The 26,023-nt window shown below is 74.3% G+C and carries 28 protein-coding genes; 13 read left to right on the top strand and 15 right to left on the bottom strand.

Annotation, left to right across the window (positions count from 1 at the left end; all coding sequences use genetic code 11):
* Positions 1 to 13: 13 nt before the first annotated feature.
* From AVL61_RS11235 to AVL61_RS11220, 4 genes are all read right to left on the bottom strand, one after another.
* Entirely contained in the window at positions 14 to 1,306 is a 1,293-nt protein-coding gene (locus AVL61_RS11235) for a L,D-transpeptidase (RefSeq protein WP_058874412.1), read from the bottom strand.
* Between the two features lie 150 nt (positions 1,307 to 1,456).
* The gene (locus AVL61_RS11230; RefSeq protein WP_058874411.1) at positions 1,457 to 1,777 is read right to left on the bottom strand and encodes a hypothetical protein; all 321 of its coding nucleotides are present in this window, start codon (positions 1,775 to 1,777) and stop codon (positions 1,457 to 1,459) included.
* Positions 1,778 to 1,919: 142 nt separating this feature from the next.
* A complete protein-coding gene (locus AVL61_RS18725; protein WP_408669421.1) occupies positions 1,920 to 2,525 on the bottom strand; it encodes a DUF3499 family protein in 606 nt (201 codons plus the stop codon).
* A 77-nt stretch (positions 2,526 to 2,602) separates the two neighbouring features.
* On the bottom strand, positions 2,603 to 3,133 hold the full coding sequence (locus AVL61_RS11220) for a WhiB family transcriptional regulator (RefSeq protein ID WP_058874409.1): 531 nt from the start codon (positions 3,131 to 3,133) through the stop codon (positions 2,603 to 2,605).
* A 311-nt stretch (positions 3,134 to 3,444) separates the two neighbouring features.
* Between AVL61_RS11220 and AVL61_RS11215 the strand changes: the two genes are divergently transcribed.
* Positions 3,445 to 4,233 carry a TIGR03089 family protein gene (locus tag AVL61_RS11215; protein WP_058874408.1) on the top strand — a complete coding sequence of 263 codons (789 nt, stop codon included), beginning with the start codon at positions 3,445 to 3,447 and terminating at the stop codon, positions 4,231 to 4,233.
* Positions 4,234 to 4,243: 10 nt separating this feature from the next.
* Here AVL61_RS11215 and AVL61_RS11210 read toward each other — a convergent pair whose 3' ends face one another.
* Positions 4,244 to 4,933 (bottom strand): GtrA family protein, encoded by a 690-nt coding sequence (locus AVL61_RS11210; protein ID WP_231738386.1) that lies wholly within the window; start codon positions 4,931 to 4,933, stop codon positions 4,244 to 4,246.
* Positions 4,934 to 5,124: 191 nt separating this feature from the next.
* On the opposite strand from AVL61_RS11210, the gene AVL61_RS11205 reads away from it, so the two are divergent.
* From AVL61_RS11205 to AVL61_RS11190, 4 genes are all read left to right on the top strand, one after another.
* On the top strand, positions 5,125 to 6,288 hold the full coding sequence (locus tag AVL61_RS11205; protein WP_082697089.1) for a 5-(carboxyamino)imidazole ribonucleotide synthase: 1,164 nt from the start codon (positions 5,125 to 5,127) through the stop codon (positions 6,286 to 6,288).
* 136 nt (positions 6,289 to 6,424) lie between these two features.
* The gene (gene purE, locus AVL61_RS11200; RefSeq protein ID WP_058874478.1) at positions 6,425 to 6,910 is read left to right on the top strand and encodes a 5-(carboxyamino)imidazole ribonucleotide mutase; all 486 of its coding nucleotides are present in this window, start codon (positions 6,425 to 6,427) and stop codon (positions 6,908 to 6,910) included.
* Between the two features lie 49 nt (positions 6,911 to 6,959).
* Positions 6,960 to 8,576, top strand: a complete 1,617-nt coding sequence (locus AVL61_RS11195) for an LCP family protein (RefSeq protein ID WP_058874407.1) — start codon at positions 6,960 to 6,962, stop codon at positions 8,574 to 8,576.
* 55 nt (positions 8,577 to 8,631) lie between these two features.
* Complete coding sequence (locus tag AVL61_RS11190) at positions 8,632 to 9,651, top strand: lipid II:glycine glycyltransferase FemX (RefSeq protein ID WP_058874406.1); 1,020 nt, start codon at positions 8,632 to 8,634, stop codon at positions 9,649 to 9,651.
* Between the two features lie 157 nt (positions 9,652 to 9,808).
* On the opposite strand, the gene AVL61_RS11185 is transcribed toward AVL61_RS11190, so the two are convergent.
* Together AVL61_RS11185 and glpX are read right to left on the bottom strand one after the other, a co-directional pair.
* Complete coding sequence (locus AVL61_RS11185) at positions 9,809 to 10,984, bottom strand: hypothetical protein (RefSeq protein ID WP_058874405.1); 1,176 nt, start codon at positions 10,982 to 10,984, stop codon at positions 9,809 to 9,811.
* Between the two features lie 210 nt (positions 10,985 to 11,194).
* Positions 11,195 to 12,142, bottom strand: a complete 948-nt coding sequence (gene glpX / locus AVL61_RS11180) for a class II fructose-bisphosphatase (RefSeq protein ID WP_058874477.1) — start codon at positions 12,140 to 12,142, stop codon at positions 11,195 to 11,197.
* A 269-nt stretch (positions 12,143 to 12,411) separates the two neighbouring features.
* Here glpX and AVL61_RS11175 point away from each other — a divergent pair, with 269 nt between their 5' ends.
* From AVL61_RS11175 to AVL61_RS11165, 3 genes are all read left to right on the top strand, one after another.
* On the top strand, positions 12,412 to 13,110 hold the full coding sequence (locus tag AVL61_RS11175; RefSeq protein ID WP_058874404.1) for a DUF4245 domain-containing protein: 699 nt from the start codon (positions 12,412 to 12,414) through the stop codon (positions 13,108 to 13,110).
* Positions 13,107 to 13,757 carry a carbonic anhydrase gene (locus AVL61_RS11170; protein WP_058874403.1) on the top strand — a complete coding sequence of 217 codons (651 nt, stop codon included), beginning with the start codon at positions 13,107 to 13,109 and terminating at the stop codon, positions 13,755 to 13,757. Before AVL61_RS11175 ends, AVL61_RS11170 begins: the two co-directional genes overlap by 4 nt.
* Before the next feature lie 78 nt (positions 13,758 to 13,835).
* On the top strand, positions 13,836 to 15,257 hold the full coding sequence (locus tag AVL61_RS11165; protein WP_058874402.1) for a class II fumarate hydratase: 1,422 nt from the start codon (positions 13,836 to 13,838) through the stop codon (positions 15,255 to 15,257).
* 99 nt (positions 15,258 to 15,356) lie between these two features.
* Here the strand turns inward: AVL61_RS11165 and AVL61_RS11160 are convergent, their stop codons facing one another.
* From AVL61_RS11160 to AVL61_RS11150, 3 genes are all read right to left on the bottom strand, one after another.
* Positions 15,357 to 15,602: a hypothetical protein gene (locus AVL61_RS11160; protein WP_058874401.1), complete on the bottom strand. Its 246-nt coding sequence runs from the start codon at positions 15,600 to 15,602 to the stop codon at positions 15,357 to 15,359.
* A gap of 136 nt (positions 15,603 to 15,738) precedes the next feature.
* Positions 15,739 to 16,209: an NUDIX hydrolase gene (locus tag AVL61_RS11155; RefSeq protein ID WP_058874400.1), complete on the bottom strand. Its 471-nt coding sequence runs from the start codon at positions 16,207 to 16,209 to the stop codon at positions 15,739 to 15,741.
* 64 nt (positions 16,210 to 16,273) lie between these two features.
* Positions 16,274 to 16,798: a prepilin peptidase gene (locus AVL61_RS11150; protein WP_058874399.1), complete on the bottom strand. Its 525-nt coding sequence runs from the start codon at positions 16,796 to 16,798 to the stop codon at positions 16,274 to 16,276.
* Between the two features lie 68 nt (positions 16,799 to 16,866).
* On the opposite strand from AVL61_RS11150, the gene AVL61_RS11145 reads away from it, so the two are divergent.
* Positions 16,867 to 17,622 (top strand): hypothetical protein, encoded by a 756-nt coding sequence (locus AVL61_RS11145; RefSeq protein ID WP_058874398.1) that lies wholly within the window; start codon positions 16,867 to 16,869, stop codon positions 17,620 to 17,622.
* A gap of 113 nt (positions 17,623 to 17,735) precedes the next feature.
* Here the strand turns inward: AVL61_RS11145 and AVL61_RS11140 are convergent, their stop codons facing one another.
* Both AVL61_RS11140 and AVL61_RS11135 read right to left on the bottom strand, forming a co-directional pair.
* Positions 17,736 to 19,085: a PhoH family protein gene (locus tag AVL61_RS11140; protein ID WP_058874397.1), complete on the bottom strand. Its 1,350-nt coding sequence runs from the start codon at positions 19,083 to 19,085 to the stop codon at positions 17,736 to 17,738.
* A gap of 255 nt (positions 19,086 to 19,340) precedes the next feature.
* Positions 19,341 to 20,102: an isoprenyl transferase gene (locus AVL61_RS11135; protein WP_058874396.1), complete on the bottom strand. Its 762-nt coding sequence runs from the start codon at positions 20,100 to 20,102 to the stop codon at positions 19,341 to 19,343.
* Between the two features lie 174 nt (positions 20,103 to 20,276).
* Here AVL61_RS11135 and trhA point away from each other — a divergent pair, with 174 nt between their 5' ends.
* Complete coding sequence (gene trhA / locus AVL61_RS11130; protein WP_058874395.1) at positions 20,277 to 20,984, top strand: PAQR family membrane homeostasis protein TrhA; 708 nt, start codon at positions 20,277 to 20,279, stop codon at positions 20,982 to 20,984.
* Here the strand turns inward: trhA and AVL61_RS11125 are convergent.
* From AVL61_RS11125 to mca, 3 genes are read right to left on the bottom strand one after another with little or no spacing between them, the layout of a single operon-like run.
* Complete coding sequence (locus AVL61_RS11125) at positions 20,977 to 23,091, bottom strand: thioredoxin domain-containing protein (RefSeq protein WP_082697088.1); 2,115 nt, start codon at positions 23,089 to 23,091, stop codon at positions 20,977 to 20,979. The two genes, trhA and AVL61_RS11125, sit on opposite strands and share 8 nt — an antisense overlap.
* Before the next feature lie 54 nt (positions 23,092 to 23,145).
* Entirely contained in the window at positions 23,146 to 23,526 is a 381-nt protein-coding gene (locus AVL61_RS11120) for a hypothetical protein (RefSeq protein ID WP_058874393.1), read from the bottom strand.
* 8 nt (positions 23,527 to 23,534) lie between these two features.
* Positions 23,535 to 24,413 carry a mycothiol conjugate amidase Mca gene (gene mca / locus AVL61_RS11115; protein ID WP_058874476.1) on the bottom strand — a complete coding sequence of 293 codons (879 nt, stop codon included), beginning with the start codon at positions 24,411 to 24,413 and terminating at the stop codon, positions 23,535 to 23,537.
* A 205-nt stretch (positions 24,414 to 24,618) separates the two neighbouring features.
* On the opposite strand from mca, the gene AVL61_RS11110 reads away from it, so the two are divergent.
* The 3 genes from AVL61_RS11110 (at position 24,619) to AVL61_RS11100 (ending at position 26,023) form a co-directional block, all read left to right on the top strand.
* Positions 24,619 to 25,044 carry a DUF4307 domain-containing protein gene (locus AVL61_RS11110; RefSeq protein ID WP_058874392.1) on the top strand — a complete coding sequence of 142 codons (426 nt, stop codon included), beginning with the start codon at positions 24,619 to 24,621 and terminating at the stop codon, positions 25,042 to 25,044.
* Between the two features lie 258 nt (positions 25,045 to 25,302).
* Positions 25,303 to 25,806 (top strand): transcription elongation factor GreA, encoded by a 504-nt coding sequence (greA, locus tag AVL61_RS11105; RefSeq protein ID WP_058874391.1) that lies wholly within the window; start codon positions 25,303 to 25,305, stop codon positions 25,804 to 25,806.
* Between the two features lie 7 nt (positions 25,807 to 25,813).
* Positions 25,814 to 26,023 carry a hypothetical protein gene (locus AVL61_RS11100; protein WP_058874390.1) on the top strand — a complete coding sequence of 70 codons (210 nt, stop codon included), beginning with the start codon at positions 25,814 to 25,816 and terminating at the stop codon, positions 26,021 to 26,023.

The raw sequence follows: 26,023 nt of genomic DNA, 5'->3' as shown, positions 1-26,023 counted from the left end.
CAGCGGCGGACCCTCACCAGTTGCCCTTCCACTGCTCGTCCGCGTAGTGCTCGAGCGGGATGTTCCAGTCGCCGTACCCGTCGTCGGGGTCGGCCTGCGGATAGCCGGTGCCCACGACCTCCACGACGTCCCCGGGCCGGAACACGTCGTGGATGAACTTCGCGCCCTCGGGCGGCATGCCCACGCACCCGTGGGAGACGTTGGCGACCCCGAGGACGGGCATCGCCGACGGCAGCGCCTGGTGCACGAACTCGCCGCTGGCCGTCAGCCGGGACACGTTGGAGGCCCAGAACGTGTCGTACCAGTGCGGGTCCCCCGGCTGCAGGTCCAGGGAGGAGGCCTTGAACAGGTACTCCGGGGCCTGCTCCATGATCACCTTCTGCCCCGTGGTGGAGGGCCAGTCCTCGTTGCCGAGGGTCACGGGGAACGTCCCCGCGACCTCGCCGTCCACCCAGGCGGTCAGCGTCTTGGTCTCGTTGTCGACGCGGGCGTAGTGCTCGGCGCCGGTCGAGAAGCTCCGGCGCAGGTCGTGGTTGCCCACCATCCCGTGGCCCACGTCGAGCCCGAGCAGGTCGAGGGTGACCGTGATCCGCGCGTGCGGTGCCCACTTCTCGGCGGGGCGGTAGCGGACCATCGTGTCCGAGTACCAGCGGAAGGCGCCCGCCCGGTCGCCGCCGCCGTCGACGGTGACGGCCTGCTCGACCTGCTCCTTGTGCACCACGGGCTCGGAGAAGGTGAACTCCAGGACCTGCCCGGTGCCGTAGGTCCCGCCGTCGGCCACGTTGAGGCGGGCGTCCACCTCGTGGGCGGCGAGAACGGTCGTGAACGTGCTGCTGCCCGTCGTCGTGGCCGCGGCCCCGGACGCGGCGCTCCAGTGCAGCGCGTACCGGGTGTCGAAGTCCAGGACCTCGGTGCTGGTCCAGGTGCGCCCGTCGGCGGAGAGCTCTCCCGGGACGGGCTCGCCGCCCAGGGCGGGGACGAGGACGACGTCGGCCAGCTCGCCCCGGTCGGCGCGCACGACGACCGGTTCCACGGGGTTGTGCTCGACCGCGGCGTCCGCGGGGGCGACGGTGACCTCGGCCGGGGCGACGGTGGCCGGCGGGCTCGTCGGCACCGGCGTGGACGACGGCACGGACGACGCCGGGGACGAGGCGGTGGCGGCCGGTCCTTCCGCGGCAGCGCCGGAGGCCTGCGCGCATCCGGTGGCGAGCAGGACCGTCACCGCGCCCAGCGCGAGCAGGCGCCGGGGAGCCGGCGTCGGTCGCGGGGAAGGCAGCACGGGATCCGGGGAAGAGGGCAGGGGCATGGGGAACGGCACCTCGGGCGTCAGGGGGGTGGGGGGAACGCTGGGGGAACTGCTTCCACGATAGGTCCCCGGGCCGTGCCCGGCCGCACCCGGACCCCGTGGATCACGAATGTTAACTCCTTCGTGACCCAGGGCGTTGCGCCCCGGTCCTCAGCGGCCGGGGGTGAGGCAGGCGATGCCGCCGGTGATCGGGTAGACCGGGTGCACGCCGTCGCGGAACGGGCGGTCGCTCATCAGCCGGTCGGCGTCCACGGGGATCAGCGTCCCGCCCGTCAGGGGGCACCGCAGGATCTCGACGAGACCGGGGGCCAGGGCGACCGCCGGGGGCTCCGGGGTCGGTCCGGGAGCCGGCAGCTCCCAGGGCGCCGGGCGGAGGCCGCCCGGGGCCTCGTGCTGCCGGACGGGCCCGCTCTCGTGGTGGGGCTCGGCGTGGAGATCGTGCGTCGGCTGCGTCGTTGCAGGGACAGTCATGGGGGCTCCTGGTGCTCCGGGGGGAAGAGCGTCCCGCACCGGGCAGGCGCGGTCTGCGGCTCATCCTAGGGCCGGAGCGAGCGCCGGGTCCGCAACCGGGCGGGGACGCGCGGTGCCGGCCCGGACGGAATCCCGGCGGGGTTCAGGCCGGCGGCCGGGCGGAGCCTCCGCGGGCGGCGGGCCGGCGGAGGTGCGCCCGCTGCAGGGTGCTGGGCATCGGGACGTCGTGCCACACCACGTCGGGGCCCGGCGCCGCGGCCGGGCCGGACGCCGCGGCCGGGGCGGTGGTCCGCGGGCTCCCGGGCACGGGCGCCGGGGTCGCCCGCGGGCCGCTCTCCGGGCCGGCCGCCCGGGGCCGCTCGGGGGCAGGCTCAGGGGTCGCCGCCGGACCGTCCTCCGGGTTCCTCGCCCCGAGCCCGTCAGGACGCGCCGAGCGCGGAGCGGCGGACCGCGACGCCGAGGGACGCGGCGAGGAGGAGCGGGGCAGGGAGACGTCGCGCAGCACCGTCCGCGGACGGTCGCGCACGCGCGCGGGAGGCTCGTCCTCCCGGACGGCCTCGGCCACGGCACCGATGTCCTCGCGCCGGGCCCGGGCCTCCGGCAGCTCCAGGCGGACGACGCGCCAGCCCCGCGGCACCGTGAGCCGGTCAGCGTGCACGGCGCACAGGTCGTAGGCGTGGGGTTCGGCGTGCCCGGCGAGCGGGCCGACCACGGCGGTCGAGTCCGAGTACACGTAGGTGAGGGTCATGACAGCGTCCCGCGTGCAGGTCTGGCGGGAGCAGAGGCGGGTGGCGCTGCCGGAGGAGGTCATGGCCCGAAACTACCTCAGCGGGCGAGGCGGCGCAGGCGGCGGCGCTCGCGCTCGGAGAGCCCGCCCCAGATGCCGAACTTCTCGTCCTTGCTCATCGCGTAGTCGAGGCACTCGGCCTGCACGGGGCAGGCCTCGCACACGCGCTTGGCGTCACGCGTGGATCCGCCCTTCTCGGGGAAGAAGGCCTCCGGGTCGGTCTGGGCGCACAGCGCGTCGGTCTGCCACGCCAGCTCCCCCTCGTCCTCCTCCACGGCGTACAGACCGGCCACGGCGCTCCAGTCGGAGCCCTCGTCGGCGGCGGGCGCCTCGAGCAGGTCGAGGGCGGGTGCCGCTCCCCCGCCCGAGAGGTCCTGGACGGCCTCGTGGGCCTTGAGGTACGCGGTGGCCTGGTCCTCGAGGCTGCCGCCCACCCGGCGGACGTGCCGCTCGGCGGCCCGGGGGTCCACGGGGTCCACGAACCAGTCCTCGGGCACCGAGCGCATGCTCCGGCGACGGGCGCCGAGGGGGGTGGTGTCCACGACCTGCTGGCGTGCGGCCTCTCCCATGACTTTCCTTCCATCCGACACGATTGCCCGGGTCCGGCAGACTGCGGGGGGCGCCGGCCCCGTGCATCCCGGAGAACGTATCCTTGCTGATCGTCTGCCGGACTTCCCAATTACACGTGTGTAACTACTGTGGCGTCAACCCTTGTCGGGAGGGCGCCCCTACGACCCTAACCGTGATGAATGCCGTTGGGAGTAGACGTTTTTCCACGTCACGACGCGATTTCGGGAAGTCGCCGGGGACCGTGAAGAATACGGTCCCACGCATATGCTCCGCTGCCGTGACCGGTGGCGGGCACCCACGAGGAGGAACCATGGCCACCCCGATCCCGGACTCTGTCCCCCGTTTGATGGACAACCTGCGGAGCAGCAGCCGCCCCGCCCTCATCTGGTACGGCCGGGACGGCGAGCGCGTGGAGCTCTCCGGGCGGGTCCTCGACAACTGGGCGGCCAAGACCGCCAACCTGTGGGTGGACGAGCTGGACCTCGAGGCGGGCGACGTCGTGGCCCTCGGCGAGGAGGTGCACTGGCGCAGCCTCGCGGTCGCCCTGGGCACGTGGACCATGGGGGCGGCCGTACGGACGGTCGATCCGCTCGGGGGCGCGGCGGAGCCCGGCGACCGGGCCGTGGTGGGGCTCGTCGACGCGCAGGGGGCGACACCGCCGCTGCTGGAGCGGGTGCCCTCCGGTGCGCGGGCGGTGGTCCTGGACCGGCCGGCGCTCTCGCTCGGCTACCGCGGCGAGCTGCCGGGCGGGGACGTCCTGGACTACTGCGCCGAGATCCGCTCCCACGCGGACGTCTACGCCGGCTTCGAGGAGCCGGCCCCGGAGGGCGACGCCCTCCGGGCGGCGGGGACCGACGGATTCCTGGCCCACGGCCGGCTGCTGCCCGCGGCGGGCGAGCTCCGGTCCGGGCGGGAGGACGCGTGGGGCACGGCGGCCGCGGTGCACGTGCCGGGACGGCGGATGGACGCCGCGTTCCTGCTGGGGGTGCTGGCCGTGCTGGCCGGGGGCCGCGCGGCGGTCGTCACGGACCGCCCGGAGGACGCCGCCGACGACGCCTGGCGGTCCGTGCTGGCGGCCGAGAACTCCGTGGGCTTCTGAGCGGGGAGCCTCAGCGGCCCTCGGCCGGACCCGCGCCCCCGTGGGCGTCCGGTCCGGGGACCGCCGTGCTCTCCGTCCGGGGCTGGTCCTGGGCCCGGAGGCGGTCGTGGGTCCGGGGCTGGTCCTGGGTCCGCGGGTGGTCGTGCGCCCGGTGCTGTCCGTGCTCCCGGTCGGAGCGCTCGGTGCCCTCGCCCGTCTGACGCCCCGTGATGAGGGCGATCTCGAGGGCCGCGGTGTCCGCGAAGTTCGGGTCCTCGTCGAGCTCCTCGGTGAAGACCCAGAAGCGGTAGGCGAAGTAGCGGAAGACCGTGCCGAGGATGGTGCCGATGATCGTGCCGGAGACGAAGGACGCGTAGGCGCTGGTGAGGCCCAGGACATAGTAGCTGAAGCCGAGGCAGCCGAGCTCGATGGCCATGCCGATGCCGTTGGCCACGAGGAACTGGATCAGCTCGCGGCGCTTGTCCGACTGGCGCTTGTGCCGGAAGGTCCACAGCCGGTTGGCGACCCAGGCGAAGACGATGGCCACGGCCGTCGCCACGAACTTGGCCTTGAGGTGGCCGTCCTGGAAGACCGTGTGCATCAGGATCCAGGTGAGCGACGCGTTGATGACGAACGCGAGCGCGCCGACGACACCGAACTTCATGAGTTCTTTGACGAAGAGGTGCCACAGGGCATCGAAACGGTCGACGAGACGGTTCACGCGGCTTCAGGTCTCCCAGGTGGTGAGTCGGTGGGCGCCGGCCGGCGCAGCGGTCGACGAGCACGGGAGAGCGCCCGCGGCGGACCTCGGCACATCCTACCCCGCCCTTCCTCCGCGGCACCGGAGAGCTTCAGCACAGTCCGCCGGGAGGGCCCGAGGGACCGGGATACCCTGGTCGGGTGAATTCTTCTGTGACCGTCCCTGTCGTCGGCGTCGTCGGAGGCGGGCAGCTCGCCCGCATGATGGCGCCCTCCGCCACCGCCCTGGGCATCGAGCTGCGCGTGCTCGCCGAGGGCCCCGACGTCTCGGCGGTCGCCGCCGTGCCCACCGCGCCCGTGGGCGACTACACCGACCTCGAGGTGCTGCGCCGGTTCGCCCGGGGCGTCGACGTCCTGACGTTCGACCACGAGCACGTGCCCACCGAGCACCTGCGGACCCTGCTCGCCGAGGGCGTCGACGTGCGCCCGGGCCCGGACGCCCTGGTGCACGCCCAGGACAAGCTGTGGATGCGCGCGGCCGTGGAGCGCCTCGGGCTGCCGAACCCGCAGTGGGCGGCGGTCGCCGACGTCGAGGAGCTGATCGCCTTCGGCGAGCGCACCGGCTGGCCCGTGGTGCTCAAGACGCCGCGCGGCGGCTACGACGGCAAGGGCGTGATGGTCCTCGGCACGGCCGAGGACGCCCGCGGCGCCGAGCCGGCGCAGTGGTTCGCGCGCACGGACGGCCCCCTGCTGGTCGAGGAGAAGGTCGGCTTCTCCCGCGAGCTGTCCGCGCTCGTGGCCCGCACCCCCTCCGGCGAGGTGCGGGCGTGGCCGGTGGTGGAGTCGATCCAGGTGGACGGCGTCTGCGACGAGGTGCTCGCGCCCGCCCCGCAGCTGCTGCCCGAGGTCGCGTCCGCGGCCGCCGACGCCGCCCGGACGCTGGCCACGGAGCTGGGGGTGACCGGGGTGATGGCCGTGGAGCTCTTCGAGACCCCCGGCCGCGGCTACGGGTTCCTGGTCAACGAGCTGGCCATGCGCCCGCACAACTCCGGGCACTGGACCATGGACGGGTCCGTGACGAGCCAGTTCGAGCAGCACCTGCGCGCCGTGCTGGACCTCCCGCTCGGGGACACCGGGCTGATCGGCGGGTCCGCGGTGATGAAGAACTACCTGGGCGGGGCGAACCAGGACCTCTTCGGCGCCTACCGGGCCGCGATGAGCGCCGAGCCCCGCGCGAAGATCCACAACTACGGCAAGGCCGTGCGGCCCGGGCGCAAGATCGGTCACGTCAACGTCACCGGCGCCGCCGACGAGATCACGGAGCTGCGCCGGCGGGCGTCCCGCGCCGCGGCCGTGCTGCGCGACGGGCAGGCCTGACCAGCGTGCCTCCCACGGCCCGTCCAGCCGGGACGGATAGCGTAGCCCCAGACCGGACCGCGACGGCGGCCCCGGCCCGCCGAGCAGCCCAGGAGCACCAGTGAACGAGAAGCAGCAGCCCGCCGTGGGCGTCGTGATGGGCTCGGACTCCGACTGGCCCGTGATGGAGGCCGCCGCCACCGCGCTCGAGGAGTTCGGGATCCCGTACGAGGCCGACGTCGTCTCCGCCCACCGGATGCCCACCGAGATGATCGAGTACGGCCGGCAGGCCCACGAGCGGGGGCTGCGGGTGATCATCGCCGGGGCCGGCGGCGCCGCCCACCTGCCGGGGATGCTCGCGGCGGTGACTCCCCTGCCGGTGATCGGCGTCCCCGTCCCCCTGAAGACCCTCGACGGGATGGACTCGCTGCTGTCGATCGTGCAGATGCCCGCCGGCGTGCCGGTGGCCACGGTGTCCATCGGCGGGGCCCGCAACGCCGGGCTCCTGGCCGCCCGGATCCTCGCCGCCGGCACGGACCCGCAGGCCGAGGCGCTGCGCGGACAGCTCCTGCGCTTCGCCGCCGAGCTGCGGCAGACCGCCCACGACAAGGGCGCCGCCCTGCGCACCCGCCTCGGCGGCTGACCGGCCGCCCCGCACCTGCCCTGCCCGCCCTTCCCCGCCGGAGCTGCCCGTGAACGGCCACACCCCCCGCGCTGAGCACGACCCCCGTCCGCCGCACGACCCGTCCGCCGAGGACTCCCGCCCCCGGGACCTCCCGCCGGACGCCGTGACGGCCGTGCGGGGCGTCGACGACGGCGCGGCGAGCCCGCCCCGGCTCACGGACCCGCTGCGCCATCCCCAGCACGCCGGGGACGGCGCCCGGGCCCGGCGCGCCTGGACGCTGCTGCTGTCCACGCTCGTGGTCCCCGGCAGCGCCCAGCTCGTCGCGGGCCGGCGGGCCACGGGGCGTGCCGCCCTCAAGGTCGACGTGGTCGTCTGGGCCGCGGCGGCCCTCGCGCTCCTCAGCCTGCTCCTGTGGCGGACCCCGCTCGTCTGGTTCCTGACGAACTCGTTCACGTCCCTGCTCGTGATCGCCGGGCTGGTGGCCCTCGCGCTCGGGTGGGCGTTCCTCTTCTTCGACACGTTCCGGCTCATCCGCCCCGGTCTGCTCGTGCGGCGGACCCGCCGGGCGGTGGCCGCGGCCACCGTGGCGCTGATGCTGCTCACCTCCGGCGGGCTGGCCTACTCCGCCTACCTGCTGTCCGTGACGCGCGGGGCGGTCTCGGACGTCTTCGGCGGCGGGCTGCCCTTCCGCCCCTCGGACGGGCGGTACAACATCCTGCTCATGGGCACCGACTCCGGGGAGGACCGCTCGGGCCGCCGCCCCGACTCGATGACGGTGCTCAGCGTGGACGCCGACTCCGGGCGGACCGTGACGATCTCCCTGCCCCGCAATCTGCAGAACACGCCCTTCCCCGAGGACTCGCCGCTGGCGGACGTCTACCCCGAGGGCTTCGACTGCGGCGACGCGTGCATCCTCAACGCCCTCTACACCGACGTCGTCAACAACCACGCCGAGCTCTACCCCGACGCCGCCGACCCCGGCGCCGAGGCCATGAAGGACGCCGCGGAGGGCATCCTCGGAATCGAGGTCCAGGCCTACGCGATCGTCGAGATGAACGGCTTCGAGCAGCTCGTGGACGCTCTCGGCGGGATCACCATCGACGTCGGCGGGCGCGTGCCCATCGGCGGCGGCACCGACCTGGTCACGGGCCTGCCCAACGAGATCTTCGGGTACATCGAACCGGGGGTCCAGCACCTGGACGGCTACGAGGCGCTCTGGTACGCCCGGTCCCGCGAGGGCGCCACGGACTACGACCGCCAGGCGCGCCAGCGCTGCGTGCAGGCCGCCATGCTCCAGCAGCTGAACCCCGTCAACGTGCTGACCCGCTTCGAGGACCTCGCGGAGTCCGGGACGCAGGTCGTCGAGACCGACATCCCGCAAAGCCAGATCGGCTCCTTCGTGGACGTGGCGCTCAAGGCCAAGGAGCACGAGCTCGTGCAGTTCGCCGCCGGCCCGCCCTACTACGACCCGTCCTTCCCCACCTACCCCGACTACGACCGGCTGCACGAGGACGTGGACCGGGTGCTCGAGGAGGCCACGGACCGCGGCGCGCGGGACGCGGAGGCCCTGCCCGCCGGCACACCCGTGGGCCCCGGGATCGCGATGACCGTTCCCGTCCCGGCGGCGAAACCCCTCGTGGGAGCGCAGGAACTCACCCCCAACGGCACCTGCTCCGTGCCCTGACCGGGCCGTCCCGCAGGGCGACGGCAGCGCCCGGACACCCCGGTACAGTGGGGGCGTGGCGAACATACTGCAGTCGAACGCATGGGCCGTCTTCCAGCGGAACCTGGGGCACAAGGTGTTCCAGGCCTCCGGGGACGGATGGCGCTACCTCGCCGTCCTCGAGGGCGGCCGGACCGGCCGCTACCTCTACTGCCCGTACGGCCCCGAGGCGCAGACCCCGCAGGCCTTCGAGGCCGCGCTCGAGGACCTCACCAGCACCGCACGCGCCGAGCGGTGCTGGTTCGTGCGGGTGGAGCCCGTGGACGCCGCGGTGACGGACGGGCTCGAGACGCCGGAGGCCTCCCTGCGCCGGCGCGGACTGCGCCCGGCGCCCCGGCAGGTCCAGCCCGGGCACACCCAGGTCATCGACCTCACCCAGGACGAGGACGCGATCCTCAAGGACATGAAGTCCACCAACCGCAACCTGCACCGCAACATCGCCAAGAAGGGCGTGACCTTCACGACCTCGACCGACCCGGAGGACGTCGACGTGCTCCTGGGCTTCCTCGAGGCCACCGCCGAGCGCAAGGACTTCGCCCGCCAGCAGGACGCCTATCTGCGCGAGGCGGCCCGCAGCCTCATGCCCGTGGGCGCGGCGGCCCTGTACGTGGCCCGGCTGGACGGGGAGCCCATCGGCGCCTCCCTCGTCTACGACTCCGACGACACCCGCACCTACGCCCACGCCGCGATGGACTTCGAGCACCGCAGGCTCTCGGCGGGGATCCCGCTGGTCGTGCGGATGGTCCTCGACGCCAAGCAGAAGGGCCTGCGCCGGTTCGACCTCTTCGGCACCGCGCCCGAAAACGCCGGCCCGGAGCACGCGTGGCACGGCTTCACGAAGTTCAAGAAGTCCTTCGGCGGCCGCCCGGAGTCCTACCCCGGGACCTGGGACCTGCCCGTGAGCCGGGGCAGGTACGCCGCGTACACCGGGGTGCGCGCCGCCCGGGAGGCCGCGCTCGCGGCCCGCAAGAGCCTTCCCGGTCTGCCGGACCGGCTGCGGCAGGCCGTCGCCGGGGTGCGCCGCCGGGAGGGCTGAGCGCTCCCGCGACGGGACTGCTGGACTCCGGGCCCCCGGCACCCAACGGATCAGCGCCGCACAGTCCGGTGCGGCACGGAACGGTGCGGCTCAGCGCGGCCCGCTCCGGACCCGCCGACATCGGCACCGCACGGAGCGGCACTGCGCCCGTGCGCCGTCAGCGCCCCGCGGCGTCGCGCAGGGCGGACATCCCCTCCGTGACCACCCGGCGGGTGAGGTCCCGGGCCCGCCGGGCCCGTCCCCGGGCCGGGCGCCCCGCCTCGTCGTCGGCCTCGGGCTCGTCGTCGGGCTCGCCGTGCTCGGGCGACCACGCGGGGACGGACTCGCCCAGGCCCAGCTCCGCGGCGACCGCCGTGCCCGTCGCCGCAGCCGCGGCCTCGGCACGGTCCTGCGAGAACTCCCCGGCCGGCCCGCGGCCCAGGGGCTTCTCCCACGGTCCCAGCACCGGCCGTTCCGCCCCGGCCAGCTCGCGCACCACGAGCGGCACCTCCGTCTCGTCCGGGTCGCCGCCGTCGAGCCGCTGGACGCGTCGCTTCTGCAGCTCCACGATCCCGGTCAGCAGCAGGGCGTCGTCCACGCCGAGGTCCCGGCCCCGGCGGGTGAAGCCGAGCCGGTAGATCATCGCCAGGCCGCGGGTGTGCACGAACCACAGGTAGCCCAGCGCCGCCTCGCGGCCGTCCTCGGCGGCCTCGGTGGCCACGAGCAGCAGCGAGTCCTCCCCCAGGTCCTCGAGCAGCTGGGTGATGAGCCGGGTCCGGAGCCCGATGTTCGCCAGCACCCGGCTGCCGGCCGTCACCTCGCGCACGGTCACGCCCGGGGTGCGCAGCGCCGCGCGGCACCGGTCCAGGGTGGCCTCCGAGAGCCGCCGCGAGAGGTCCCGCTCGGTCTCCCCCAGCAGCACCTCCAGCCGCCGCGGCTCCTCCGGGCCGGGGCCCGCGTCGGGGCGCGAGAACCCGGCGGCCTCCAGCGCCTCCCGGGTGCCGGGGCCGCGGAGGGTGTCGGCCTGGAAGCGCAGCAGCACCGCCGAGTGCTCCTCCCGCGCCCAGTCGGCGAGGGCCGCGGCGACCACGGGCAGGTCCTCGGGCCGGTGGACGTGGCAGTGCACGGTCCCGGCGACCACCCGTTCGGCCTCGGAGCGCAGGTAGAGCTGGGCGTAGCCCACGGTGCGCTGCTCGGCGTCGTGGACCATGACCCGGTCGACCCGCAGGGCCGGGCCCTCGGCGGAGACCTGTGCCTCGCCGATGCCCCACAGCTGCTGCGGGTGCCCGCCGGTCACCCGGACGGTGGCGTCCCAGGTCTTGCGGTTGGGGCAGGGGCTGACCGTCGTGCTCACGTGGGGATCCTCCTCGTCACCCGGGCGCTCCGCCCCGGCTGGGGGACCGCGGTCGGCGCCCGCAGTTCGGGCTCCAGTCTAGAGCCGGGAGGGGGTCCGGCAGGCGCCGGACACGGTGTGACAGGGGACGGGAGGACCCCCGCACCGGTGGACGGTACGGGGGTCCTGGGTCGCGGCCGCGGGCCGCGACCGGCGGGCTCGGCGCCGGGCTCAGTGCCGGGCGTACTTCTCCCACTTGGAGGCGAGGTGCTCCGCCTCGACCATGCGCACGGTCCCGGAGCGGGAGCGCATCACGATGGACTGGGTGGTGATCCGGCGGCCGCGGTAGCGCACGCCGCGCAGCAGGTCGCCGTCGGTGATGCCCGTGGCGGAGAAGAAGCAGTTGTCCGAGGTGACGAGGTCGTCGGTGGTCAGCACCGCGTCGAGGTCCAGGCCGGCGTCGAGGGCCTTCTGCCGCTCGTCGTCGTCGACCGGGGCGAGCCGGCCCTGGATGATGCCGCCGGTGGCCTTGACGGCGCACGCCGTGACGATGCCCTCGGGGGTGCCGCCGATGCCCATCATGACGTCGACGCCGGTGCCCTCGCGGCAGGCCGCGATCGCCCCGGCCACGTCCCCGTCGAGGATCATCCGGGTGCGGGCGCCGGTGGCGCGGATCTCGTCGACGAGCTGCTGGTGGCGCGGGCGGTCCAGCACGCACACGGTGAGCTGGTTGATGTTGACGCCCTTGGCCCGGGCCACGAGGTGCAGGTTCTGCTTGACGGGCAGGCGCAGGTCCACGAAATCGGCGGCCTCCGGGCCCACCACGAGCTTGTCCATGTAGAAGACCGCGGAGGGGTCGAACATCGACCCGCCGTCGGCCACCGCGATGACGGCCAGGGCGTTGTTCATGCCGAGCGCGGTGAGGCGGGTGCCGTCGATGGGGTCCACGGCGACGTCGGAGGACGGCCCGGAGCCGTCGCCCACCTGCTCGCCGTTGAACAGCATCGGGGCCTCGTCCTTCTCGCCCTCGCCGATGACCACGGTGCCGTTGAAGTGCACGGTGGAGAGCAGGGACCGCATGGCGTCGACCGCAGCCCCGTCGGCGGCGTTCTTGTCGCCCGCGCCGACCCACTGGCCGCCGGCGATCGCCGCCGCCTCGGTGGTCCGCACCAGCTCCATCGCCAGGTTGCGGTCGGCCACGTTGTTGGTGCGCGCGGGGATCGTTCCGGTGGTTTCTTCGGCCACGTTGTTCCTCACCTTCGAGTTCACGTTCTGCGGGACCCCCGGGCCGGGCTCGGCCGCGGGCGCGGTCCACGTCCCGCCCAGCATATCGTCCGCTCCCCCGGGGACCGCGACGCGCGCCACATTCACGGCCGGGCGGCTGCCGGCGGAGCTGGGAGGTTCCCGGCGGGACGGACAGGGCGCGGCGGACAGGGCACAATGGACGGGTGAGTTCCTCGACCCCCGACCGTCCCGCCGAGACCCCTGCGGCGGAGCAGCCCGCGCCCGAGCACCCCGCGTCCCCCGGCACCGATGCCCCGGAGCAGCCGCTCCCGCAGATCACGGAGAAGCAGGCCCGGCGGCTCAACGCCCCCGTGCAGGGGATGATCATCTCGATGGCCGTCCTGCTCCTGCTGGTCCTGCCCTTCGTGTGGCTCCAGCCCCGCCCCGACGCCCAGCCGTACCGGCCGGACGTCGACGTGGCGCAGGAGGCGGACTACGTCGCGGACGAGGCGCCCTTCACCCCGGTCGTGCCGGAGCCCGGCGAGGGCTGGACCGCCAACTACGCCCGGTGGAACGGCGGCGCCGCCGAAGGGGTGCCCTTCTGGGAGATCGGCTGGGCCACCCCGCAGGGCAGCTTCATCGGTCTCGTGCAGACGTCCCTGTCCAACCCCACGTGGCTGGCCCAGCAGACCGAGGCCGTCCCCGCCACGGCGGAGGTCGAGGTCGGGGGCGTGGCGTGGGACGTGCACGTCCGGGAGGAGTCCCGGAACCAGGACGCCCTGACCGCGTACACGGGAGAGGTCAACGGCTCCACCGTGGTGCTCAAGGGCGACGCGCCCGGCGCCGAGCTGGACCGGCTGGCCGCCGCCGTCGCCGAGGACCTCACCGATGCCCCTGCCCCGCGAACCACGGAGACGCCATGAACCCGGACAGCCGCCCCGAAGACACCTCGCCCCGCACCCCGGCCGCCGCCTGGCAGCGCCTGCGCGAGGGCAACGCCCGCTTCATCGCGGGCGAGTCCCTGCACCCCAACCAGGACGCCTCCCGCCGGCAGTCCGTGGCGGGCGGGCAGAACCCGTTCGCCGTGATCTTCGGCTGCTCGGACTCACGGCTGGCCGCGGAGATCATCTTCGACCTGGGACTGGGTGACGCGTTCGTGGTGCGCACCGCCGGGCAGGTCATCGACGACGCCGTGCTCGGCTCCATCGAGTACTCCGTGGCGAACCTCGGCACGCCGCTGATCATGGTGCTCGGCCACGACTCCTGCGGGGCCGTGACCGCCGCGCACGCCGTCGCCGGCTCCGGGCAGATGCCCCGCGGCTTCCAGCGGGACCTCATCGAGCGGATCATGCCGTCCGTGCTGGAGACCCAGCGCGCCGGCCGCCAGGACGTCAACTCGGCCGTGGTGGAGCACACCAAGCAGACGGCGTCGCGGCTCATGGAGCAGTCCCGGGTGATCGCGGACGCGGTCTCCAACGGGGACGTCGCCGTGGTCGGCGTCTTCTACCACCTGGAGGACGGCGAGGCGGAGCTCGTGCACGGGCACGGCACCTGGCTCCCGGCCCGCTGACCCGGACCGCCCGGCCGGCGGCCGTCACGGCGGGCCGGGCGTGCCGGGCGTCACCTGCGGCTGTCCTAGACTGACGCCATGGCTGATACCACCGCAGAGACCACCGAGTACCGCATCGAGCACGACACCATGGGCGAGGTCCGCGTTCCCGCGAACGCCCTGTACCGCGCGCAGACCCAGCGGGCGGTCGAGAACTTCCCCATCTCGGGCAAGCCGCTCGAGCCCCAGCACATCGTCGCGCTGGCGCAGATCAAGAAGGCCGCCGCCAGGGCGAACGCGGAGCTGGGGGTGCTCGACGACGAGCGCGCCAAGGCCATCGCGGACGCCGCGGACCTGGTCGCCACGGGGCAGTACGACGAGCACTTCCCGATCGACGTCTTCCAGACCGGCTCCGGGACGTCCTCCAACATGAACACCAACGAGGTGCTGGCGACCCTCGCCAACCAGGCGCTCGAGGGCACGGACGTCGAGGTCCACCCCAACGACCACGTCAACGCCTCCCAGTCCTCCAACGACGTTTTCCCGACCTCCGTGCACGTGGCCGTCACGGGCGCGCTGGTCAACGACCTGGTCCCGGCCATGACGCAGCTCGCCGAGTCCCTCGAGCGGAAGGCCGCGGAGTTCCAGGACGTCGTGAAGTCCGGGCGCACCCACCTCATGGACGCCACCCCGGTCACCCTGGGCCAGGAGTTCGGCGGCTACGCCGCGCAGGTGCGCTACGGCATCGAGCGGGTGCAGTCCTCGCTGCCGCGCGTGGCCGAGGTCCCGCTGGGCGGCACCGCGGTGGGCACGGGCATCAACACCCCCGCCGGCTTCTCCGCCCGCGTGATCGAGCTGCTCGCCGAGGAGACCGGGCTGCCCATCACCGAGGCCCGCAACCACTTCGAGGCCCAGGCCAACCGGGACGGCCTGGTCGAGGCCTCCGGCCAGCTGCGCAACGTCGCCTACAGCTACATGAAGATCAACAACGACCTGCGCTGGATGGGCTCCGGGCCCAACACCGGCCTGGGCGAGATCCTGATCCCCGATCTCCAGCCCGGCTCCTCGATCATGCCCGGCAAGGTCAACCCGGTGATCTGCGAGTCCACCATCCAGGTCTGCGCGCAGGTGATCGGCAACGACACCACGGTCTCGCTGTCCTCCACCAACGGCGCGTTCGAGCTCAACGTGGGCATCCCGGTCATGGCCTCGGCCCTGCTGGAGTCGGTCCGGCTGCTCGCGAACTCCTCGCGCGTGATGGCGGAGAAGATGATCGACGGGCTCGAGGCGAACAGGGAGCGCTGCCGCTTCCTCGCCGAGGCGTCGCCGTCCATCGTGACCCCGCTGAACAAGGCCATCGGCTACGAGGCCGCCGCGAAGATCGCCAAGCACGCCGTGGCGAACAAGATGACGGTGCGCGAGGCGACCGTCGCCCTGGGCTACGTGGAGGACGGCCGGCTCACCGAGGAGCAGCTGGACCGGGCGCTGGACGTCACCACCATGACGGGCCCCAACGCCTGATCCGCCGTTCCCCACGCCGAGGGGTCGCGCCCGCCAGGAGGATCCTGGGCGGGCGCGACCCCTCGCGTCGTGCGGCGGCGGCTCGCGCGCCGGACCGGGTCAGGAGGTCACGGCCGGGCCGGACTCGTCGGACGTGGAGAGCTCCTTGATGAACTCGTGGCACTTCCGGGCACGCTCGGCGTCCTGGCTCATCACCTGCTCGAAGAACTCGGCGATGTCGTCGCGGCCGGCGTTGCGGGCGTCCCGCACGTACTGGCCGTAGTCGTGGCCTGCCTTGAGCGAGTGGTACTGCACGGAGACCAGGTCGTAGGTCACGTCGTCGAAACCGGTCTGTCCTGCGGGCATGTCGTTCCTCCTTGCTCGTTGGTGCTCGTCGGGTGGACGCTTCCGAGTCTAGGAACGTGTGCTCCGCCCCACAAGTAAGCACACTGTGTTTCTCGTGGCGTCCTGGGGGCGCGCCCGGCGGGAACGAGGTCCGGGCTCAGACCACGAAGCGGGCGCGGCCGTCGTGCACCAGGGCGGCGTCGAGCCGGGCCCGCTGGTGCGGCGGCAGCGGCGGGGTGCCGTCCGGGGCGAACCAGCCGACCTCGAGCGACTCGTCGTCGTTGACGCGGGCCTCGCCGGAGACCCAGCGGCAGCGGAACGTGTGGTCCAGGAACTGGCAGCGGTCCCCGTTCGGGTACTGCACGGGCTCCCCCGCCTTGATCGCCACGAGGTCCTCCACGACGGCGACGACGCCGGTCTCCTCGAGGCACTCCCGCACCGCCGTGACCGCCGGCTCCTCGCCGGGCTCGACGATCCCGCTCACCAGTCCCCAGTTGCCGTTGTCGCTGCGCCTGGCCAGCAGCACCCGCCCGTCGTCGCGCAGCACCACGGCGGTGACGGCCGGCAGCCACAGGAGGTCGTGGCCGATCTTCTCCCGCAGGGACAGGACGAACTCGGGGGTGGGCATGCGGGCTCCTCGTGCAGGGTCGCCGGTCGGTGGGGTCCGGCCCATTCTGGCAGGCCGGCACGGGTCACAGCAGCAGGAGGACGCCGAGGGCCCCGGTGATCATGGCGGGCCCGAACGCCACCCGGGAGCGGGCGTCCACCCGGCGCAGCGCCACGAGCACGGCCCCGGCCAGGCCGCCGAGCACGAACCCGGCCGCCGCCCCCAGCACGGCGTGCCAGACGGAGACGAAGCCCAGGCACATGCCGAGCAGCCCCGAGAGCCGGACGTCGCCCATGCCCATCCCCGCCGGGTTCAGCAGCCGGAGCAGGACGTAGAGCCCGCCCACGACCACCAGGCCCCACAGCATCCACAGGAGCCGGACGGGCTCGCCGGCCACGACCGCCGCCGCGCCCAGCAGCGCCCCGCACACGGGGTAGAGCGGGCGCACCACGCGGCCGGGCAGGCGGTGCTCCCGCACGTCCGTGCGCCACAGCCACGCGCACGCGGCTGTGAGCACGGCGGTGCCGAGCACCGCGAGCGCCACGGCGGTCCAGCCGGCGGCGTCCCCGCGGGCGAGCTGCTCGGTCAGGAAGGTGCCCACACCGGGCATCGTAGCCCCGGTCCGCGTGCCGGGCAGGACTCCTGTGGACGCCCGGGACCGCTCCCTAGACTGGGCCCATGCCCCGCTCCCCCGTGCCCGCGCCCACCGACCCGGACGAGTTCCGGGCCCTGAGCCGCTCCTCGCCGTGGCGCTGGGACACCGTGCGCTTCGTCCTGTCCTGGCCGGCCCCCGAGGGCACCGTGCCCCGCGAGCCCGTCCGGGCCTGGGTCCGCCGCCCGGACGCTCTGCGCGTCGAGGCCCTGGACGGCACCCCGCTGTACACGGCCGGCACGCGGGAGCAGTCGCTCGACGACTTCTACGTCGCCTCGACCCCGGCCTCGTGGTTGCTGGCGCCGCGCCTCGTGGCCCCGGTGTACACGGACTCCGGGCTCGTGGAGCGCCGGCCCGAGGCGGCCTACGGAGACCCCGTGTTCGGCGGCGGACGCTGGCAGGCCATCCTCGACCCGGTCGAGCTGGCCGGGGACGCCCCCGTGCCGCCCTACCTGCCGGAGCGGCAGCCCTGCACGGTCGAGGACGTCAGCACCGGCACCCACCACGGGCGGCGGGTGCGCGACGCCGTGGTGGTCCCCGGCCACGCCTACGCCCCGGCCGCTCCGGGGCACCCCCTCGCCCCGGCCCGCACCCGGGTGCTCCTCGACGAGCGGACGGCGATCTGCGTCCGCTCCGAGGTGCTCGAGGGGCCGCTGGCCGGCACGGGCCACGACCTGCGCATCGAGGCCGTGGACGAGGACCTCATCGACGACCTCTTCGCCTCGGTGCGCCTGGACCTCACGGACGTGAGCCGGCACCTGCCCTGGCCCGTCGGCCCCTGAGGCCGCTCGGACCCCTGGCGCCCCCGGGGTTCCGGAGGCCCCCGGCACGTCCGGGCCCCACCGCCCGGGGACGGCGGCGGGGCCCCGGACGGGAGGCCGGGCAGAGCCGGGGCTCAGCCGTCCAGGTCGCCCAGCACCTCCGTGACCAGGGCGGCGATCGGCGAGCGCTCCGAGCGGGTCAGCGTGACGTGGCCGAAGAGCGGGTGGCCCTTGAGCGCCTCGACCACGGCGGTCACCCCGTCGTGGCGGCCCACCCGGAGGTTGTCGCGCTGGGCGACGTCGTGGGTCATGACCACCTTGGAGTTCTGCCCGATCCGGGAGAGCACGGTGAGCAGCACGTTCTTCTCGAGGGACTGGGCCTCGTCCACGATCACGAAGGCGTCGTGCAGGGACCGGCCGCGGATGTGCGTGAGCGGCAGCACCTCGAGCATCCCCCGGTCGAGGACCTCCTCGACCACCTCCTGCGAGACCAGCGCCCCGAGGGTGTCGAAGACGGCCTGGCCCCACGGGTTCATCTTCTCCTCCTCGGAGCCGGGCAGGTAGCCGAGCTCCTGGCCGCCCACCGCGTAGAGGGGCCGGAAGACCATGACCTTGCGGTGCTCGCGGCGCTCCATCACCGTCTCCAGGCCCGCGCACAGGGCCAGGGCGGACTTGCCGGTGCCGGCGCGCCCGCCCAGCGAGACGATGCCCACCTCGGGGTCCAGCAGGAGGTCGATCGCGAGGCGCTGCTCGGCGGAGCGGCCGTGCACGCCGAAGACGTCCCGGTCCCCGCGCACCACCCGGGCGGAGCCGTCGGCGCGGACCCGGGCCAGGGCGCTGCCGCGCACGGAGTGCAGGGTCAGGCCCGTGTTGGCCGGCAGCCCCTCGGCACCCGGGACCACGACGGCCTCACCGCCGTAGAGCCGGTCCACCACGTCGTCGGGTACGTCGAGCGCCGCGGTCCCGGACCACTCGACGTCGGAGCCGACCCACTCGGCCCGGTACTCCTCGGCCTCGAGGCCCAGGGCGGAGGCCTTGACCCGCATCGGCAGGTCCTTGGAGACGATGCACACGTCCTTGCCCTCGTTGGCGAGGCTCAGCGCCACGGCCAGGATCAGGGAGTCGTTGTCCTTGAGCCGGAAGCTCACCGGCAGGACGGTGTCCGAGACGTGGTTGAGCTCCACCACGAGGCTCCCGCCCTCGTCCCCCAGGGGCACGGGCCGGTTGAGCCCGCCGTGCTCCACCCGCAGGTCGTCCAGCAGCCGCAGCGCCTGCCGGGCGAAGTAGCCCAGCTCCGGGTCGTGCCGCTTGCCCTCCAGCTCCGTGATCACGATGACGGGGAGCACCACCTGGTGCTCGGCGAAGCGCAGGATCGCCCGGGGGTCGGACAGCAGCACCGAGGTGTCGATCACGTAGGAGCGCACCCCGGCGCCCAGGGGGGCGGTGATGTCGACGATGCGCTCCTGCTTCTTGGAGATGCTCATGGCGGCCCTTCCTCTCCGGTGCGGTGGGCGGCGTCCGCGCCGTCCACCTGAGGACAACGTATGCGGACCGGCCCCACCATGCGAGCAGAAACGGTGAACGGCGCGGAAATTGCCCGCGACGACCCGGGACGACCGCGGCGGCGCCGGCGAGGGCCGACGTCAGGGGCCGACGTCAGGGGCCGACGTCAGGGGCCGGCGGCAGGGCCGGCGGCAGCACCGATGACGGGGGACGACGACGGGCGCGGCCGGGTCCGCTCAGCCGCCGAAGCGCCGCTGCCGGGACGCGTAGTCGCGCAGCGCCCGCAGGAAGTCCACGCGCCGGAAGTCCGGCCACAGGGCCTCGCAGAAGTAGTACTCGCTGTAGGCGGACTGCCACATGAGGAACCCGGACAGCCGCTGCTCGCCGGAGGTGCGGATCAGCAGGTCCGGGTCCGGCTGCCCGCGCGTGTAGAGGTGCTGGGAGATGTCCTCCACGGACAGGCTCTGCGCGAGCTCCCGCACGTCCGTGCCGGCCTCGAGCGCCTCCGTGAGCACCTCCCGCACGGCGTCCACGATCTCCTGCCGGCCCCCGTAGCCGACCGCGATGTTCAGGTGCGGTCCGGCGTTGCCCGCGGTGCGCTCCGTGAGGTCGGCCAGACAGTCCGCTAGCCGCGGCGGCAGCATCTCGAGCGCGCCGACGGGCTGGGCCCGGCAGATGCCGGCCTCGGTGAGGGTGTCCATGAGGTCGGAGATGATCTCGAGCAGGGGCTCCAGCTCGGCGGCCGGGCGCTTGAGGTTCTCGGTGGAGAGGATGTAGAGGGTGACCACCTCGATGTCCAGCTCCCGGCACCAGCCGAGGAACTCGACGATCTTCTGCGCCCCGGCCTTGTGCCCGTCCGCGGTCGAGGCGCCGAACTGCTTGGCCCACCGCCGGTTGCCGTCCACGAGGACGCCGACGTGCTTGGGCAGCCGCCGCGGGTCGAGGCCGGTGGAGAGCCGGCGCTCGTAGAACCGGTAGAGCGGCCGTGGCTTGGGCATCTGTGCTTCCTCCCGGGTTCTCGCGCACGGTGTCGGTGGTGGTCCCGGACGTGGTGGGGGCCACGGTGCCGGACGTGGCGGCCGTCACGGACCCGGCCGGCTCTCGGGGACGCCTCCTAAACTACCCGGTGGGAGACCGGTCGGACTCACGCACAGCACGCCGGAAGGATCATCATGGAGCACTCGCACGGCGCCGTCGGCCGGGCCGCCGGCCGCGTCGAGCAGGCGGTCGAGCACCGGATCGAGGACCTCGTGGAGCGCAAGCCCGCGTGGCGGGGCTGGATCCACGCGAGTTTCACGCCCGTCGTCGTCGTTCTGGGCCTCGTGGCGATCCTGCTGGCGCCCAGCACCGAGCTGCGGATCGCGTGCGCCGTGTACGGCGGAACGGGCATCCTGCTGTTCGGCGTGTCGGCGATCTACCACCGCGCCTACTGGCCCCGGCGGCTGCACATGGTCCTGCGCCGGATGGACCACTCGAACATCGCGCTGCTGATCGCCGGCACCTACACGCCGCTGGCCGTCGCGCTGCTGGCCCCGGCGCAGTCCCGGCTGCTGCTCGTCGTGATCTGGTCCTGCGCCGCCGGCCTGGTGGCCTTCCGGCTGCTGTGGACCCTCGCGCCCCGCTGGCTGTACACCCCGCTGTACGTGGTGATGGGCTGCCTGGCCCTCTTCTACCTCCCGCAGTTCTGGCAGGCCAGCCCACCGGCCGCCGCGCTCACCGCCGCCGGCGGGGTGGCCTACATCACCGGAGCCGTGGTGTACGGCACCCGGCGCCCGCGGCTGCTGCCCGAGGTGTTCAGCTTCCACGAGGTCTTCCACGCCTTCACGGTGCTGGGCTTCGCGCTGCACTACGTGGCGATCATGCTCGCGATGCTCAGCTGAGCGGGTCCGCCCCGGCCAGCTGCTCCTGGAGCTCCGCGACCGAGTGCACGGGGGCGCGGCAGGCGAAGTCCCGGCACATGTACACCGTGAACCGCCCGCCGAGCGCGGCCTTCCCGCGGGCCGAGCCCGGCGCCCCCGGGGCGTCGGCGTCCACCACCCGCGTGCTCAGCACCGCGGCGGGGCCCACGGCCCGCCGGGCCGCGAGCTTGTCCTCGGCGGTCCCGCCGGCGAGCACCACGTGCGCCGGGGCGGACCCGAGCTCCGCCCGCACGGCCAGGGCCCGGCCGGCGCTGCGGGGCGAGCGGCGGGCCAGCAGCTCCAGGGGCCCCAGCAGGGAGGGGACCGCCCCCAGCCGGTGCTCGTCCTCCTCCAGGGCCCACAGCTCCACGTGCACCGCGGCGAGCACGGCCGTCCCGGCCGGGGTGACGTCGTCGAGGGGCTCCGCCCGCCCGGAGCTGCCCGCCGCGAGCAGCGGCGCCGGGACGTCCGCCAGGTCGGACCAGACCCGCTCCGGCCCGCCGTCCGGGCCCGGGTGCGAGAACCGCTCCGCGGCGACGTCGGCGAGCTCCCGGGCCCGCTCGTACCAGGGCGCCGCCCCGGTGGCCCGGTACAGCGCGAGGAAGCCCTCGGCGACCATCGCGTAGTCCTCGAGCAGGCCCTCGATCGAGCGCTCCGCCGAGCCCGCGTGGCTGGTGCGCGCCAGGCTCCGGCGGGACGGGTCCCAGTGCACCGCCCACAGGTGCGCTGCGGCCTCCTCGGCGGCGAGCACGAGCGCCGGGTCCTCCAGCAGCACCCCGGCCTCCGCCAGCGCGGTGACCGTCATCCCGTTCCAGCCGACCACGACCTTGTCGTCCCGGGCCGGGGCGGGGCGCCGGGAGCGGGCGGCGGCGAGCTCGGGGCGGGCGTCGTCCCACAGCGCCAGGTCGGTCCCGTCCAGGACCCGCCCGGGGTGCAGGGGCTGCGGGGCCCCGGCCGCCACGCCCATGAGGTCGGCCACGGCCGTGCCGCGGTCGGCGCCCAGGACCTCGCGCAGCTCCGACCGGCTCCACACGTAGAACGCGCCCTCGCCGCTGTGCACGTCCCCGTCCGCGGAGACCGTGTCCGCGTCCAGGGAGGACGCGAACGCCCCGCCGGGCAGGCGCAGCTCCGCCAGCAGGAACCCGGCGGTGTCCGCGGCGGCCCGCGCGTGGCCGGCGCCGGGGTCCGCGACCGCAGCCCGCGCGCAGGCCCGCAGCAGCTGGGCGTTGTCGTAGAGCATCTTCTCGTAGTGCGGCAGGGACCACTCCCGGGTCACGGAGTACCGGTGGAAGCCTCCGCCCACGTGGTCGAACAGCGCGGAGCCGCACATCGCGCCGAGGGTGCGCCCGAGCAGGCCCCGCGCCCGGTCCGCGGTCCGCGGGGCCCCGCCGGCGGCGAGCCGCTCCAGCAGGAGCAGCACCGTGGAGGGCGGGAACTTGGGGGCGCCGCCGAAGCCCCCGTGCGCGGGGTCCTCGTCCGCCAGGAGCACGTCCAGTGCCGCGGCGGCCAGGTCCGGCCCGTCCTCCTCCGCTTCCCCGGCCGCCGGCACGGTCACGGCGCCGCCGGCAAGGGCGGAGCGCAGGTCCTCGGCCTGCCCGGCGATGGCCCGGGCGACCGTGTCCGCGGCCTGCTCGAGCTCGTCCCGGCGGGTCGACCACGCGGCGGCCACGGCCTCGAGGACCTGCCGGAAGGACGGCATGCCGTGCGCGGGCCGCGGCGGGAAGTACGTGCCCGCGTGGAACGCCCGCCCGTCCGGGGTGAGGAACGCGCTCATGGGCCAGCCGCCCTGGCGGGTGATCAGCTGCGTGGCCACCATGTAGGTGGCGTCCACGTCCGGGCGCTCCTCGCGGTCCACCTTGACGGGCACGAAGTGCTCGTTGAGGTAGGCGCCGACCTCGGGGTCCTCGAAGGACTCGTGGGCCATCACGTGGCACCAGTGGCAGGCGGCGTAGCCCACGGAGAGGAACACCGGCACGTCGCGGCGGGCCGCCTCGGCGAACGCGGCGGCGTCGAACGGCTGCCAGTCCACGGGGTTGTCCGCGTGCTGGCGCAGATAGGCGGAGGACTGTCCGGTCAATCGGTTGGCCACGGGAGCTCCTCGGATCTCGGGTCCTGCACACGGGCCCGCGGGCGGGCCCCGGTCTCAGCCGCGCCGGTCGGGGCCCTCCGGCTCCTCGGCCGGCGCCACCGGGTCTCCCCCGGCGCCCCGGGCCCCGGCGCTCCCGGCGCCGTCGTCCCGGGCGTCCCCGGCGGTCCGGGTGTCGTCCGCCCCGGCGTAGCCGCCCACCCGCTCCTCGGCGGCCCGGCGCTCGGCGTACTCCGCACGGTAGCGCAGGCGGCGGTTGCGGCGGTTGAAGTCCCGCACCAGGAAGATGACGGCCACGGCCAGGAGCAGCGTCATGAGGAAGCCCAGCACGCCGGGGGTCACCTGGCTCGGGTCCAGGCCGGGGCGCAGGGTGCCCTCGTCGATCGGGTTGGGCGCCATCGCGGGCAGCAGGGCGAGCGCGTTCAGCACGGTGCTCATCGCGGCGCTCAGCCCACGATCCCGGCGAACAGGTCGTGCTCCGGCAGCTCGGTGGGCACCCGGGACTCGGCGAGCACGTAGTCCTCCCACGGCCAGACCTCGGACTGCAGCTCGGCGGAGACGGCGAAGAACATCCCGTCCGGCGCCACCTGGGTGCGGTGGCTGCGCAGCGCCTCGTCCCGCAGCGGGAACGTGTCCGGGCACCGCACCCTGGTGGTGGTCTCGTGCCGGGGGGCCGGCGGGCGGTGGCCCTCGGGGTCGCTCTCCTGCAGCATCGCGATCCGGGCCGCGTACGGGGACTGCAGGCCGCGCTCCTCGAGGGCCTCGTGCAGGGCCACGAAGCGCTCCAGGTTGAACGCCCGGTCGTAGTAGAGCTTCTGCGGGGTCCACGGCTCGCCGAGACCCGGGTACCGCTCCGGGTCCCCGGCCGCGCGGAACGCCTCGACGGAGACGTTGTGCGTCTGGATGTGGTCCGGGTGCGGGTAGCCGCCGTTCTCGTCGTAGGTGAGGATCACGTGCGGCCGGAACCGGCGCACGAGCCGGACCAGGGGCGCGGCGGCGCGCTCGAGCGGCTGCAGCGCGAAGCAGCCCGGCGGCAGCGGCGGCAGCGGGTCCCCCTCGGGCAGGCCGGAGTCCATGAAGCCGAGCCAGCGGTGGCGGACGTCCAGCGCGGCGGCCGCGTGCGCCATCTCGTGCCGGCGCAGGCCGGTCAGGTCCCGCTCGGCGTGCGGGTGGCCCTCCATCTCGGCGTTGAGGATCGACCCCCGCTCCCCACCGGTGCACGTGGCCACCATGACCTCGACCCCCTGCCGGACGTAGTGGGCCATGGTCGCGGCGCCCTTGCTCGACTCGTCGTCGGGGTGGGCGTGGACGGCCAGCAGGCGCATCTCTGACAGGGAGGTCACTCGGGGAATCCTCTCGGGAACGGTCGGGGGAACGGGGTGCGGCCGGTGCGGGCACGGGCCGCCGCCCATTTTACGCGTTCGCCGGGCGGGCCCGCGCCCGGGATGCTCCCAGGCGTCTCGGCTACAGTGGCCGGGCGGCGGCCGGCTCCGGCCGCCGCCGCTTCCGCCCCCGAGACCCGAGGCCGCCGTGTCCACCGACTCCTCAGACCTGCTCTCCGACCGCTACGGAGCCCCCCGCCGCGAGCGCCGCATCGGGCCGCGCGGCTGGATCGGGCTCGCGGCGGCGGCCACCGTGCTGACGGCCGTGTTCGTCGTCTGGGTGGTGACGGCCCGGCAGGGCGCCCCCACGTTCAAGGACATCGGCTTCGAGGTGGTCTCGGAGGCCCGGGCCACGGCCGACTTCGAGCTCACCAAGCGCCCCGAGGACGTGGTGACGTGCGCGGTGCAGGCGCTCAACCAGGAGTACGCCGTGGTGGGCTGGGCCGAGGTGACCGTCGGGGCCGTGCCCGCGGAGCGGCTGAGCGAGGGCGGGACGAGCTCCCACCGGGCGGCGGTGCGCACCACGAACCTGGCGACCACCGCGGTCGTGGACTCCTGCTGGGTCGAGGAGTGAGCCGCGCGGCGCCCGTGTGTCGCCGCCGACACCGTTCTTTGGGCTTGTCCGCCCGCCCCGCCTAGACTGGGGACCAGGACTCCCCGTCCCCGGCAGCCGGACACCGTCCGAACGGACGACCTGCACCGGGGCGGGGTCTTTGCGTAGCGGGCCCCTGCACCACCGGCGGCCCGCACCGCCGTCCCGGTCCGCCGCGGACCCGCCCGGACTCCCGGGCGGGCAGCCGCGGCCCGACCGACCGTCCACCGAGGAGAGAATGTGACCACCACGAACAAGACCGGCGCCTGGCTCACCCAGGAGGCCTACGACCGCCTGAAGAAGGAGCTCGACCACATCTCCGGCCCGTACCGGCAGGAGATCGTGGAGCGCATCGACCAGGCCCGCTCGGAGGGCGACCTCAAGGAGAACGGCGGCTACCACGCCGCCCGCGAGGAGCAGAGCAAGAACGAGGGGCGCATCGTCCACCTCAAGAACCTGCTCGAGAACGCCCAGGTCGGCGAGGCCCCGGCGGACGACGGCGTGGTCGAGGCCGGCATGGTCGTCACCGCCGAGATCGCCGGCGAGGCGATGACCTTCCTCATCGGCTCCCGCGAGGTGGCCGAGGACCTGGCCGCCGGCAGCGACCTCGAGGTCTTCTCCGAGAAGTCCCCCATGGGCTCCGCGATCTCCGGCCACCGGGTCGGCGACGAGCTGTCCTACACCGCGCCCAACGGCAAGGACATCCCGGTCAAGATCCTGGACGCCAAGCCGTTCAAGGGCTGAGGCCCCGGTGACGACCCACTGGCTGCGCAGTCCCGGCCCCGGCACCAAGGTCCTGCTGGTCCTGACGGTGGTGCTCGGGGCCGTGGCCGTCGTGCTGCACTTCGCCGGCCAGGGCGACCCGGCCGCGAGCGAGCCCGGCAGCCTGCGCAACGTCGTCGTCTTCGCGACGTTCGTCAGCGCGTTCGCCACCTACCTCACCGGCCGGCGCCGCTCCTGA

Origin of the sequence: Kocuria rosea subsp. polaris, from assembly GCF_001483755.1 — a bacterium.
Taxonomy (GTDB): Bacteria; Actinomycetota; Actinomycetes; order Actinomycetales; family Micrococcaceae; genus Kocuria; species Kocuria cellulosilytica.
Note: the sequence above shows the minus strand (reverse complement) of the source record. Positions and strands in the feature narration are given on the sequence as shown.